The sequence below is a fragment of the Nonlabens arenilitoris genome (assembly GCF_002954765.1).
In the GTDB taxonomy this organism is placed as follows: Bacteria; Bacteroidota; Bacteroidia; order Flavobacteriales; family Flavobacteriaceae; genus Nonlabens; species Nonlabens arenilitoris.
The window spans coordinates 1,993,462-2,005,979 of sequence record NZ_MTPW01000001.1 but is presented as its reverse complement, the minus strand read 5'-3'; the positions used below and the strand labels follow the sequence as shown (position 1 = coordinate 2,005,979).

At 35.6% G+C, this 12,518-nt stretch carries 14 protein-coding genes; 9 read left to right on the top strand and 5 right to left on the bottom strand.

Going from position 1 to position 12,518, the window contains the following annotated elements:
• Positions 1-82: 82 nt before the first annotated feature.
• Positions 83-2,023, bottom strand: a complete 1,941-nt coding sequence (gene gyrB, locus BST92_RS08700; RefSeq protein WP_105071096.1) for a DNA topoisomerase (ATP-hydrolyzing) subunit B — start codon at positions 2,021-2,023, stop codon at positions 83-85.
• A gap of 171 nt (positions 2,024-2,194) precedes the next feature.
• Between gyrB and BST92_RS08695 the strand changes: the two genes are divergently transcribed.
• Positions 2,195-2,734 (top strand): DUF2911 domain-containing protein, encoded by a 540-nt coding sequence (locus BST92_RS08695; protein ID WP_105071095.1) that lies wholly within the window; start codon positions 2,195-2,197, stop codon positions 2,732-2,734.
• On the opposite strand, the gene BST92_RS08690 is transcribed toward BST92_RS08695, so the two are convergent.
• On the bottom strand, positions 2,731-3,363 hold the full coding sequence (locus tag BST92_RS08690) for a 7-carboxy-7-deazaguanine synthase QueE (RefSeq protein ID WP_105071094.1): 633 nt from the start codon (positions 3,361-3,363) through the stop codon (positions 2,731-2,733). The genes BST92_RS08695 and BST92_RS08690 overlap by 4 nt on opposite strands.
• Before the next feature lie 101 nt (positions 3,364-3,464).
• On the opposite strand from BST92_RS08690, the gene BST92_RS08685 reads away from it, so the two are divergent.
• The 8 genes from BST92_RS08685 to BST92_RS08650 all read left to right on the top strand — a co-directional run bounded on the left by BST92_RS08685 (position 3,465) and on the right by BST92_RS08650 (position 9,640).
• Positions 3,465-4,157, top strand: coding sequence for a hypothetical protein (locus tag BST92_RS08685; protein ID WP_105071093.1), 693 nt, complete (start codon positions 3,465-3,467; stop codon positions 4,155-4,157).
• Positions 4,158-4,254: 97 nt separating this feature from the next.
• Positions 4,255-5,772, top strand: a complete 1,518-nt coding sequence (locus BST92_RS08680) for a helicase HerA-like domain-containing protein (RefSeq protein WP_105071092.1) — start codon at positions 4,255-4,257, stop codon at positions 5,770-5,772.
• 70 nt (positions 5,773-5,842) lie between these two features.
• The gene (locus tag BST92_RS08675) at positions 5,843-6,388 is read left to right on the top strand and encodes a hypothetical protein (RefSeq protein ID WP_105071091.1); all 546 of its coding nucleotides are present in this window, start codon (positions 5,843-5,845) and stop codon (positions 6,386-6,388) included.
• Between the two features lie 9 nt (positions 6,389-6,397).
• On the top strand, positions 6,398-7,240 hold the full coding sequence (locus BST92_RS08670) for an alpha/beta fold hydrolase (RefSeq protein WP_105071090.1): 843 nt from the start codon (positions 6,398-6,400) through the stop codon (positions 7,238-7,240).
• A gap of 54 nt (positions 7,241-7,294) precedes the next feature.
• On the top strand, positions 7,295-7,528 hold the full coding sequence (locus tag BST92_RS08665; protein WP_105071089.1) for a DUF7218 family protein: 234 nt from the start codon (positions 7,295-7,297) through the stop codon (positions 7,526-7,528).
• Between the two features lie 3 nt (positions 7,529-7,531).
• Positions 7,532-8,554: an AI-2E family transporter gene (locus BST92_RS08660; RefSeq protein ID WP_105071088.1), complete on the top strand. Its 1,023-nt coding sequence runs from the start codon at positions 7,532-7,534 to the stop codon at positions 8,552-8,554.
• 61 nt (positions 8,555-8,615) lie between these two features.
• Positions 8,616-9,158 carry a ClpP family protease gene (locus BST92_RS08655; protein WP_105071087.1) on the top strand — a complete coding sequence of 181 codons (543 nt, stop codon included), beginning with the start codon at positions 8,616-8,618 and terminating at the stop codon, positions 9,156-9,158.
• 65 nt (positions 9,159-9,223) lie between these two features.
• Positions 9,224-9,640: a VOC family protein gene (locus tag BST92_RS08650; RefSeq protein ID WP_036581921.1), complete on the top strand. Its 417-nt coding sequence runs from the start codon at positions 9,224-9,226 to the stop codon at positions 9,638-9,640.
• Here the strand turns inward: BST92_RS08650 and BST92_RS08645 are convergent.
• The 3 genes from BST92_RS08645 to BST92_RS15210 form a co-directional block, all read right to left on the bottom strand.
• Positions 9,633-11,267 carry an amidohydrolase gene (locus BST92_RS08645; RefSeq protein ID WP_105071086.1) on the bottom strand — a complete coding sequence of 545 codons (1,635 nt, stop codon included), beginning with the start codon at positions 11,265-11,267 and terminating at the stop codon, positions 9,633-9,635. The genes BST92_RS08650 and BST92_RS08645 overlap by 8 nt on opposite strands.
• 107 nt (positions 11,268-11,374) lie before the next feature.
• Entirely contained in the window at positions 11,375-12,145 is a 771-nt protein-coding gene (locus BST92_RS08640; protein ID WP_105071085.1) for a hypothetical protein, read from the bottom strand.
• A gap of 9 nt (positions 12,146-12,154) precedes the next feature.
• Entirely contained in the window at positions 12,155-12,499 is a 345-nt protein-coding gene (locus BST92_RS15210) for a hypothetical protein (protein WP_245910891.1), read from the bottom strand.
• Positions 12,500-12,518 lie beyond the last annotated feature (19 nt).

Genomic DNA, 12,518 nt, shown 5'->3' with positions numbered 1-12,518 from the left:
AAGTAATGAGTTAATCGTTTATTTAATAAAAAAGGCCCTTTAAATATAAAGGGCCTTTTATCAAAATATAAGTTAGAAGCTATTATGCGTCGATATTTGCATAAATAGCATTCTTTTCAATAAATTCTCTACGCGGCGGCACTTCATCACCCATTAACATAGAAAAAATACGATCTGCTTCTGGAAGACTGTCGATCGTCACCTGTCTTAAGGTTCTGAACTCTGGATTCATTGTGGTATCCCATAATTGATCAGCATTCATCTCTCCTAAACCTTTATAACGCTGGATATTTACTCCACCGCCAAAACTATCTGCTATTTCATCACGCTCTTTATCAGACCACGCATAGCGCTTTTTTGCACCTTTTTTTACAAGATATAAAGGCGGCGTTGCGATGTATATATAACCTTTTTCAATCATCTCACGCATATAACGGAAGAAGAACGTCAAAATCAAAGTAGCAATGTGAGAACCATCAATATCTGCATCACACATGATGACTACTTTATGATATCTAAGCTTCTCCATATTAAGAGCTTTTGAATCCTCTTCAGTTCCTATGGTAACACCTAACGCAGTATAAATATTTCTAATTTCTTCATTTTCAAAAACCTTATGAGTCATGGCCTTTTCTACATTTAGAATTTTACCACGCAACGGCATTATTGCTTGGAATTCACGGTCACGACCTTGTTTAGCCGTTCCACCTGCAGAATCTCCCTCAACAAGAAACACCTCACATAATGTAGGGTCTGTCTCAGAACAGTCAGATAATTTACCTGGTAATCCACCACCGCTCATAACGGTCTTGCGCTGTACCATTTCACGGGCTTTACGTGCTGCATGACGTGCCTGTGCGGCTAGAATAACCTTTTGGACAATTGTTTTGGCATCATTAGGATTCTCTTCTAAGTACGCTTCAAGCATTTGAGATACTGCCTGAGATACTGCACTAGTAACCTCACGGTTACCTAATTTAGTTTTAGTTTGACCTTCAAATTGCGGTTCTTGAACTTTTACTGAGATAATAGCTGTTAAACCTTCACGGAAATCATCACCAGCAATATCAAATTTTAATTTATCAAGAAGACCAGATGCATCTGCATATTTCTTTAATGTAGAAGTTAATCCACGTCGGAAACCTGCTAGGTGAGTTCCTCCTTCATGTGTATTGATATTATTTACGTAAGAATGAAGGTTCTCTGCATAACTATCATTATAAATCATTGCTACCTCAACAGGAATACCGTTTTTCTCACCTTCCATTGAGATAACATCTGCAATGATAGGTTGACGAGTATCATCTAAGAAACGTATAAATTCTTTCAATCCTTCTTCAGATTGAAAAACATCAGTCACAAAATTCCCTTCCTCATCCTTATGACGTTTATCTGTAAGGATGATCTTAATTCCTTTATTAAGGAAAGCTAGTTCTCTTAAACGATTTGCTAAAGTCTCATAGCTGAACTGAGTAGTTTGTGTAAAAATGCTTCTATCTGGTAAGAAGGTTACATCTGTACCTCTTTTATCAGTATCACCTATTGCTTTAACAGGATACATAGCTTTACCACGCTCATACTCTTGCTCCCATATTTTCCCATCGCGGTAAACAGTTGCTTTTAAATGATCAGAAAGTGCATTAACACAAGAAACACCTACACCGTGTAATCCACCAGATACTTTATAAGAATCTTTATCAAATTTCCCACCAGCACCGATCTTAGTCATTACAACCTGTAGGGCTGAAACACCTTCTTTCTTATGTATTCCTACCGGAATACCACGACCATCATCAGTAACGGTAATACTATTATTTTCATTAATTGCCACTGTAATGTTATTACAATGACCGGCAAGCGCTTCATCAATAGAATTATCTACAACCTCATACACTAGATGGTGCAATCCACGCACTCCTACATCACCGATATACATCGATGGACGCATACGTACGTGCTCCATACCTTCTAGTGCCTGAATCTGATCAGCACCATATCCACTTTTATCGTTTTCTTCGCTCATAATTTGAGTGTAAATTTTACTTAAATTCCGTAACAAACAAATATAAGGAACCATCAAGGTTTATAGGCTTTTGAGCCTTGTTTATGACTCTAAGTTATTAACAAATTATTAATATCAAATCTCTTTTTAATTGCAGACTTTTATAACTTACAGTCATTTAAACAACATCACATGAAATACTTCATTTTTATATTTTCCTTATTTATAGCAACTAGCGCTGTTCAAGCTCAAGAAATAGCTTTCTCTAAAATAGATAAAAGCCCACTAGACGTAGTCATTCATAGAGATAACAATAATCAAGCAATCGCTCGTGTAATTTATAGCAGACCTGCTAAAAGAGATCGCAAGATTTTTGGCGAATTAGTTAAATATGGGGAAGTATGGCGTACTGGCGCAAATGAAGCTACAGAAATAGACTTTTTTTACGACGTTACTATTAATGGAAATTTAGTGAAAGCTGGCGCATATTCAATCTACACCATACCTGGAGAAGAAGAATGGACCTTTATTCTTAATTCACAAACTAATCAATGGGGAACAAAACACGACCCTTCTAAAGATATTCTTAAAGTAACGATGGATAGCATGCCATCTCCACAAACTATTGAAGAATTCTCTATTAGTTTTGTTGAAGATCCAGACGGATTAATTTTATTTATGGGATGGGACAACACACTTGTAAACTTACCTATTCAGGTAGCCCAACTTTAAGGTATATTTAAATACTTATGCGTCTGAAGTGAAACGTGCCATTCTGGATTATCCATTACAAACTCTGTAATCATAGGAATCATTTTTTCACGTACAGACCATTCTGGTTGTAAATACAATTTACAGTTTGATGAAACTTTTTCGGCTTCCGCTTTCGCGAAAGCGAAATCATGTCTATTAAATACAATTACCTTAAGCTCGTGCGCAGCCTCATAGACTTCCGGCAGTGGCATTTTCATTTTTTTAGGAGATAGACAAATCCAGTCCCATGTACCAGAAAGTGGATATGCACCGCTAGTTTCAATATGAACCTGCATTCCCTCATTTTTAAGCCCTGTAGTTAAAGGACCCATATCCCATGTTAAAGGTTCTCCACCTGTAACAACAATGGTTTTACTATACTTTGCAGCATTTGCAACTATCGCATCAACCGCCGTAGGCGGATGTTTTTCTGGATCCCAGCTTTCCTTCACATCACACCAGTGACAACCTACATCACAACCTCCTACCCTTATAAAATAAGCTGCTTTTCCTGTATGACTACCTTCACCTTGAATTGTATAAAATTCTTCCATTAATGGAAGCATTTCACCTTTTTCAACCGCCTGAGAAATTGATTTTTCTAACATGCTGCAAAAATAAGACTTATATATAATCGGCGACCATTTATATTCTAGTTAAATTTTAGTTCTGCTTTTTTAAATACATTTTTTTATCTTTTCTTTGCAAAATGAAAAGAAATTTACTGTTACACATTTTATTATTATTGAGTTTTTTGAGTGCCGCGCAGGTTGGAATTAATACAGACACACCTGATGATGGTAGTGCCTTACAAATAGATAGTACCACTGGCGGTCTAGTACCTCCCAGAATGAACACCTCTCAAATGCTTTCTATACCTACACCACTCGAGGGCAGTATTGTTTTCAACACGACAGAATCTGTACTTTTTATTTTTAAAAATGGAAGTTGGGAATCAAATAAAAATAATTCTAGTGTTGTACTTAATAGGAGTTTTGCTGGCTCTGAAACGATTCCATCAAATAGCACCTTCAACTCTTTACCTATAGGAGCATCTACATCAGAAATTGTTGAAACAGACACTGCCGATTTTACCGTAAATGGTGATGGTAGCATTACAGTTTTAAAAAGTGGCGTTTATCAAATATCTGGCGGTATCTCTATACGCAACATGAGTGCGGGAACTCATAAGTATATTTTGGCAGCATTTATTAATGGAACTCGATCAGGTTATTTAAGTAGAGGTTACACCACATTACCTAGTTCAGATTACTGGGGCACATCAGGTACAGTAACGCTTAAACTTAATGCTAATCAAACCATCACAGTAGAATTTTGGTTAAATAGCGGCAGTACAGAAACCCTAGACTTTTGTAATATCAGTATCGTAAAACTGAATTAAATCAACTAGGACACTACCTTATAAATTTACAAATTCCCGTACGGGCTAACTTTGTTACGTCTTAATTTGATTATTTTTGATTTTAAATCAACTAATAATGTCAGATAAAGATTCTTTACATAAAATAATTACTGAAGGTTATAACCCTAAAGGCGACTCTATCATTATGGGCGCTGCAATGCTTAATGGGGAAACCTTAACTGGTGCACATGTAAAAATCCCACTTAAAACCATGAATAGACATGGTCTTATTGCTGGTGCTACTGGAACAGGAAAAACTAAAACACTGCAAATCATAGCTGAACAGCTTTCTCAAAAAGGAATTCCATCATTATTAATGGATATTAAAGGTGATTTATCTGGAATAGCAGCCACTAGTGATGGACATCCCAAGATTGATGAACGTCATGAAAAGATAGGCCTAGAATATACTGCACATAATTCACCGGTTGAAATCATGACTATTTCTGAGCAAGCTGGTATAAGAATGAGAGCAACCGTTAGTGAGTTCGGGCCAGTTTTGCTTTCGCGAATATTAGATGTAACTGAAACCCAAGCAGGAATAATATCTGTGGTTTTTAAATATTGTGATGACAATAAATTACCACTTCTAGATTTAGATGATTTAAAAAAGGTATTACAGTATGCTACAGGAGCAGGAAAAGAAGAATTTCAAGCAGAATATGGACGTATATCGACCTCTTCAACTGGAGCGATTTTAAGAAAAATTATTGAACTAGAACAACAAGGCGCAGATCAATTCTTTGGAGAACGCAGTTTTGAAGTAAAAGATCTAGTACGTAGAGACAGAGAAGGTCGTGGTTATGTAAATGTAATACGTCTTACAGATATACAAGATAGACCTAAATTATTTTCTACGTTTATGTTGAGCTTACTGGCCGAGATTTACAGCACATTCCCTGAGCAAGGCGATGCAGATCAACCAGAACTGATTATGTTTATTGATGAAGCGCATTTGATTTTTGATCAAGCGAGCGGTGCATTATTAGATCAAATAGAAAGTATTGTAAAGTTAATACGATCAAAAGGTATAGGACTATATTTTGTAACTCAAAATCCTACAGATATACCTGAAGGTGTTTTGAGTCAGTTAGGTCTTAAAATTCAACATGCATTACGTGCATTTACAGCCAAGGACCGTAAAGCTATCAAACTGACTGCTCAAAACTATCCTGAAACAGAATTTTATGATACTGCCGAAGTATTAACTTCTTTAGGAATTGGAGAAGCTTTAATATCTGCTCTAGATGAAAAAGGAAGACCTAGTCCACTTGCGGCAGCTCTTTTAAGAGCACCAGCGAGTAGAATGGATGTATTAACCGACAGAGAGTTAAGCGACCTCATCGCAGACTCTGAACTGACTGACAAGTACAATGAAGAAATCAATCGTGAAAGCGCAGAGGAAATTCTTCAAGAGAAAATAGAAAAAGCAAACGAAGACGAAATAAAAGAGAAAGCCAAAGCAGAAAAAGCTAAAGCTAATAAAAGCACATCCAGACGCTCCAGCACTAGACAAAATCCTATAATTAAAGTTCTTACCAGCGCTAGTTTTATAAGAGGAGTCATGGGGATTCTAGGAAAAGCTCTCAAGTAAAATTTATCATCATTTTAATCGTTTGTTATCATAACTAAAAGTAGTTTTGCAACCTCATAAAACACACTATATGAAAAATACTTTCTTATTACTTATCCTGGTTATCATTATAACGTCTTGTACTAAAAAACAAAATCCATTTGAATGGAATAAGGATCGTGTAGGACACCTTACTAAAGATATGATGGTTTATCAATTAGATAGTCTGTATGCAAATGATAGTATTGTAAAAAACATTAAAGGTGATGAATTTAGTAATGGCCCAAGTGCTATTGAAATTTATGAAAAAGGTGGCAAACATTTATTAACACTTACGCCTGTAGAAGAAGACAGTACTTCTACAATCGAGTACGTGCGTATAAGAGACAATCGTTTTACAACTGAAAAAGGCATTACGATTGAAAGTGATTATAAGACTATAAGTACAGCATACAAAGTATCTAGTATTGACAATATGATTAAAGATGCTGTCGTAAGAATAGACGATCAAAATTTTTACTTTACCATCAGTAAAGACTTGTTGCCACCAGAAATCAGATTTGATATGGCAGCACCTATTGAAAAAACTATGATCCCGGACACAGCGACACCTAAATTTGTTTTTGTAAGCTGGTAAAATTATTTCATGAAACAATTTTTACAAAAAGCCATACCTAAACTGTATGGCTTTTATTTTAACGTCATAAGCCTATTCTCAAAGAAAAAGGCAGCACAACTAGCTCTAGAAGTTTTCAGTACTCCACGTAGAGGTCGTATTCTAGAACATCAAGCTCCATTTTTAAACACGGCACGTCAACAGCGCATCACGTCTGAAGATTGTCTCTATATGCTTTATCATTGGAAAGGTAATGGTCCTACTGTCTTATTAAACCATGGATGGGAATCAAACGCTTTTAGATGGAAATATCTATTTGATGATTTAAAGAGATTAGATTTAAACATTATTGCTGTAGATGGACCTGCTCATGGTAATTCTAGCGGCAAATTATTTACCGCTATTAAGTACTCAAAGGTTATCAAATCAACCATTGAATTGTATGAACCAGAAATAATCATTTCTCATAGTGTAGGCGCGATGGCTACCATTTATAATGAATATCACCATCCTTCTCCTAGCCTCAAAAAATTAATTCTATTAGGTGGTCCTAATTCTCTAGAGACGATCATGCAAGACTATCAAAGGTTACTCAGTTTCAATAACCGTGTTTATAATGGGTTAAACGCAACGCTAAAAGAGAAATTTGGTTATGAAATAGAGAAATTTAACGCGGCAGATTTTGCTGTAAATATAGAGGCTAACACTTTGTTATTACATGCTCAACAAGACGCAATAGTACCATGCTCAGCGAGTAAAGCTATTGCAGGACGCATGAAAAATGCTATCTATATTGAGACACAAACAGGTGGTCATAGTTTGCATACCGAAGAAAACACTAAGCACATTCTCGATTTCTTATCAAAAGCTTAATTAGAGTCATTTTAACAGATTTATTATTGAGATTGAATTATCTTAAAAATAAAAATGGATTCAATTAAAAATAGAGATCAATATGAGGCTTTGCGCGATCAAGGATATTCTAAAGAAAAAGCCGCTCGCATAGCTAATACTAAAAACGCTGGCAAAAAGGGTGGAAAAGCTAGTAACTATGAGTCTAGAACAAAAGATGAACTCTACCAAAAAGCTAAAGAAATAGGGATAGATGGTAGGTCAAATATGAATAAACAAGAACTTATAAACGCCTTGCGTAATAACTAACCTATGTCCCATCAAATCCCAACTATTAAAATACGTCAGATATTTATTCTGATTGTGATAATGTATATCCTTTACCTTATTGGTAAAGAGCTAGCACCATACTTAGGTGGTTTGCTAGGTGCGATTACTTTATACGTGCTATTAGAACCAATGCAAAAATGGTTAGAAGCAAAAAAATGGAAACCGTCTGTAGCCTCTTCGTTTCTTATCGCATTTTCTTTTGTTATTATACTATTACCTATAGTTGGAATAGGATTGATGATGAGTTCAAAAGTAAAAACGGCAATTGAAAATAGTACACAAATCACAGAAACTATAAAATCAAAAGTTGCCGAAACAGAAAATCTTATAGGAGTTAATGTATCCGAAAACATTAACACAGAAGAAGTGAGCAGTTGGGTATCGAGCAACGTGCAAAATCTAGCCAACTCAAGTCTTACCGTTTCCATTTCTATTGGTATCATGTTTTTCTTATTATACTTTATGCTGGTAGATCGTAAAAAATGGCTTGAAGCAGCATTAATTTATATGCCATTAAAAGAAAAGAATTTAAAAATAATAGGAAAAGAAAGTATTGATCTAGTAAAATCTAATGCCATCGGCATCCCTTTAGTAGCCTTATTGCAAGGTATAGTTGCACTGATTGGTTATTTCATTTTTGGAGTTGAAAATCCGTTTTTCTGGTTTGTAATTACAGTTATAGGTAGTATGATACCTTTTGTAGGAACAGCATTGGGTATATTACCTGTGACCATATTATTATTTTCTCAAGGAGAAACTGCAGCGGCAATCGGTATATTAATATACGGTGTGATTGTGGTAGGATCTACTGACAACCTGTTCAGGCTAGTTGTTCAAAAACGATTAGCTGATGTTCATCCACTGGTTACATTGATAGGTGTCATTGTAGGTGTACCTTTATTTGGATTCATAGGTTTAATTTTTGGTCCACTTTTAGTTAGCTTATTTTTGCTACTTCTAAAAATTTATAAAAACGAATACGGAAAAGAAGGTGAGACCATATAGTCTTGTTAAATCGGTAATTATTTTTTTAGATTCCTTATTTTTAACACTTAAATAAAATTGAATGAGCAAAACATCTAAACTTCAAGATAAGATAGATAATGTCCATATAGAACAACGTAAAATTTTTATATGGGGAATGGTTAATGATCAAACTGCAAAGCATTGTGTAGATAGATTATTATATCTAGATTCATTAAACCATGAAGAAATTACATTTGTCATCAATAGCCCAGGTGGTTATGTGACTTCAGGTTTCTCCATTTATGACACGATGCAGCAAATTAAAAGTCCAGTAAGCACTGTATGCTCTGGTCTTGCCGCATCTATGGGATCTCTTTTACTTTCAGGAGGAGAAAAAGGACGCCGTTTTATTCAAAAACACGGTCGTGTAATGATACACCAACCTAGTGGTGGAGCACGCGGAACCAGTGCAGATATAGAAATTACAGCGGCCGAAATTCTTAAAACTAAAGAACTAAGTGCTCACATTCTTGCAGACAATTGTGGTCAGACATTTGAAAAGGTAATGAAAGACTTTAATCGTGATTACTGGATGGGCGCAGATGAAGCCGTGGAATACGGAATCGTAGACGGAATCGTTTAAAAACAATTCAACATATTTTAAAAAGCCACCTTATCTTTAGGGTGGCTTTTTAAATATATGCAATTATGAAACTCACACCTTTTCACCTCGCTATCCCAGTAAAAGAAATCACTACCACACGAGCATTTTATCGAGACACCTTAGGTTGTGAAGAAGGACGCAGTTCAGACCATTGGGTAGATTTTAATTTCTTCGGTCATCAACTAGTGATTCATATTTCTGATAATGCTCCTGTAAACGCAACAAATGCCGTAGATGGAAAAGCGGTGCCAGTTCCTCACTTTGGTGTGGTGCTAGAGTGGGATGTTTTTCACGCTTTCGCGAAAGCGGTACAAGAAAAAGGCATCGAGTTCATCATAGAACCGTACATAAGATTTGAAGGATTACCAGGCGAGCAGGCCACTATGTTCTTTAAAGATCCAAGCGGAAACGCCTTAGAATTCAAAGCCTTTAAGGATATGAGTCAGGTATTTGCTACTTAGACTCATAAACCTGTTCTCCATTTATGAAGGTTGATTTTACGGTAGCCTGATGTAATTGAGTTACTGGAATCTCCATAATGTTATCATTAAGAATCACAAAGTCTGCAGCCTTTCCTGGCTCTAAACTTCCTTTTTCTGTTTCTTCAAAATTGAAATAAGCCGCCCAAATAGTCATACCTCTCAAGGCATCTTCTCTACTCAAGGCTTGCTCTGGTAAAAAGCCACCTTCTGGATAACCACTCGTATCTTGACGAGCTACGGCTGCATAAAATGTCAAGAATGGATTTACTTGTTCTACTGGATAATCTGTTCCTAGTGCGATTCTCTTCGATTGTTTCAAAAGAGTTTGATAAGCATAAGCACCTTTAATTCGGTCTGCTCCTACTCGATCTTGTGCCCAGTACATATCACTGGTCGCATGTGTAGGCTGTACAGATGGCAGAATATTTTGCTCGTCAAAAAGATTGAAATCTGCAGAGTCAACGATTTGAGCATGCTCAATTCTCCAGCGTCTGTCTGTTTTATCTTTTAATAATTCTTGATAAGTTTTAAGTACCACATAGTTGGCACTATCACCTATGGCGTGCGTGTTCATTTGATACTCTGTTGCTGCTATACGAGCTGCGGTTTCTTTAATGGTTTCTATAGGGCTAAGTAGCGCTCCATAATGATCGTGTCTATCAGAATAAGGTTCTTTCATCGCTGCACCACGACTTCCCAGAGCACCATCTGCATAAAACTTAACAGATCTTACATTTAAACGATCTGTTTTTATGATTCCTTTATTGAGGTAATAGTCTAGATTCTCTGGCGTGTTGCTAATCATCGCATACATCTTAACTTTTAAATCACCAGCTTGTTGCAAACTATCTATTAATTCAATCGTTTCTTTAAATAATCCCGCATCATCAACGGTGGTTAATCCATAGCTCAAATTAATGTCTTGTGCCGCCATTAACGATGCGATAGATTCTTGAGTTGTTTCTTTAGGAAAAACAGCCTCTACTAATTCCATAGGGTTATCAACTAAAATCCCTGTGAGTTCGCCATTTTTAATTTCAATAGCTCCGCCAGATGCGTCTGTAGTTATGGTTATTCCGGCTGCGTCTAGTGCTGCTTGATTTGCAATCATGGCGTGACCATCTATACGAGTAATGGCGACTGGTGTGTTAGGAAACATTTCATTAAGCTCTTGATTTGAAGGGAATTCTTGAATTTCCCAGTCGTTTTGATCCCAACCACGACCTATGATAAAAGATTTATTTTTCTCTTTTTGGAAACTAGAGATTCTTTCTAGGACCTCATCATAGCTTTTAGTTCCTACTAGATCTACGCGTTGTAACTGTTGTCCTAATCCATAGAAATGACAATGTCCATCGATTAATCCTGGAACGATGGCTTTTCCTTGTGCATCTATGGTTTGTGTTGCGCTATAAACTTGCACCTCAGCATTAGTTCCTGTAGCGAGTATTTTACCATCTTTTACAGCCATTGCTGTTGCCACAGAGAAGTCATTATCTACGGTATAAATTTTTGCATTGGTAATAATTAAGTCAGCAGTTGCTTGTTGCTCCTTATTACAAGAAATTAAAATAATAGATAGCGCGAGTAGGTAAATTTTTTTCATGACCGAAAATTAAGCCATAGAAAACGAACAGAAATATAAAATGCTGTGAAAGTTTTTGAGTTCTCTTATGCCTAACATCAAAAAGTTAAATATTATTACCACTCAACTTATTTCACTTCCATCGTTTTGTGAAATGGAATATCTATTTCTCCATCTCTTCCATAAAACCTTAAAGCTCCGTCGATTTCATATGTGCCTTTTTGCAACGATTGAAATTCAATATCGGCAAAAGAGTAATTATCTTTCAATTTGTAATCGATCATTTTTTGCTGACCATTCAATTCCATTTGATTAATAATAATATGTCTATTTTCTTTAATTGCTTGACCATATTCAGAAGTGAAGGTTAGTTTTATTCCATTTTCGATTTTTCTGGAAATGATACTATCTATTTCTACTTTATAAAAACTGTCTACCGAGAGTGTTTTTCTACTTCCATATTCAAAAGCATAAGCCATGGCAATCACGAGTCTATTCTTCAAATACCTTAATCTCAATTCATGAGAATTGTTTTTTGGTTCTATTAATTGATTCAACAAATAGTCTTTTCTATTATCTACAATTTTTGGAAGTTCATTAAAAATTTCTTTAGATTCAGAAGTTATATTTTTCAGATTGTATGCGTCATTCAAAATCGCTTCATCTATTTTAATAATGAGCGACTTAAACTTAGCATCCAACTCATTTAACCTTACGATTTCCCTTGAAGGCTGACTTTCGGTTAATTGACAGTATTCGGCTTTATATTTATTTAGAATCCTATTATTAAACTCAAAGCTCTGCCGTAGATACGAACTCATCTCTTCTGACCCTTCTATTTTCTCCTCACAAGAAAATAGAAAGAAAGTAGAACATAATAAAACAAACAGCAATCTCATAATACCAGATTAAATTTTACTTTTAGAATTAAGAAGCTCAGTAACTTGTTTTGCTTTTTCAAAATCAGCATCCATTAAATAGATGATATTTTTTTGATTTTTCATTTCAAGAATAAGGTTTGCTTTATCCTTAAACTTACCACCAACAGCACTTCCTGAAAATAGGTCGACAACAATACTTGCGATAGAAATCCACCAGTTCGTTCTGTCATTATTTAACAAGGCGCTTTTGAAAATTTCAAATGGATATTCACCATTATTCCCAAGATCATAGCCGTCGATAATTTGAAAACTGTCTTCACCTATAATGAACTTCAATTCTGGTTGATGTCTTAACTCAAATATTTCATTCATACCACTAACTATATAAAAA

Coding starts and splice junctions, on each gene's coding strand:
- BST92_RS08685 (WP_105071093.1), top strand. CDS start 3,465: ATGAAAAGAAATTTACTGTTACACATTTTATTATTATTGAGTTTTTTG.
- BST92_RS08670 (WP_105071090.1), top strand. CDS start 6,398: ATGAAACAATTTTTACAAAAAGCCATACCTAAACTGTATGGCTTTTAT.
- gyrB (WP_105071096.1), bottom strand. CDS start 2,023: ATGAGCGAAGAAAACGATAAAAGTGGATATGGTGCTGATCAGATTCAG.
- BST92_RS08650 (WP_036581921.1), top strand. CDS start 9,224: ATGAAACTCACACCTTTTCACCTCGCTATCCCAGTAAAAGAAATCACT.
- BST92_RS08640 (WP_105071085.1), bottom strand. CDS start 12,145: ATGAGATTGCTGTTTGTTTTATTATGTTCTACTTTCTTTCTATTTTCT.
- BST92_RS08665 (WP_105071089.1), top strand. CDS start 7,295: ATGGATTCAATTAAAAATAGAGATCAATATGAGGCTTTGCGCGATCAA.
- BST92_RS08645 (WP_105071086.1), bottom strand. CDS start 11,267: ATGAAAAAAATTTACCTACTCGCGCTATCTATTATTTTAATTTCTTGT.
- BST92_RS08690 (WP_105071094.1), bottom strand. CDS start 3,363: ATGTTAGAAAAATCAATTTCTCAGGCGGTTGAAAAAGGTGAAATGCTT.
- BST92_RS08655 (WP_105071087.1), top strand. CDS start 8,616: ATGAGCAAAACATCTAAACTTCAAGATAAGATAGATAATGTCCATATA.
- BST92_RS08695 (WP_105071095.1), top strand. CDS start 2,195: ATGAAATACTTCATTTTTATATTTTCCTTATTTATAGCAACTAGCGCT.
- BST92_RS08680 (WP_105071092.1), top strand. CDS start 4,255: ATGTCAGATAAAGATTCTTTACATAAAATAATTACTGAAGGTTATAAC.
- BST92_RS08660 (WP_105071088.1), top strand. CDS start 7,532: ATGTCCCATCAAATCCCAACTATTAAAATACGTCAGATATTTATTCTG.
- BST92_RS08675 (WP_105071091.1), top strand. CDS start 5,843: ATGAAAAATACTTTCTTATTACTTATCCTGGTTATCATTATAACGTCT.
- BST92_RS15210 (WP_245910891.1), bottom strand. CDS start 12,499: ATGAATGAAATATTTGAGTTAAGACATCAACCAGAATTGAAGTTCATT.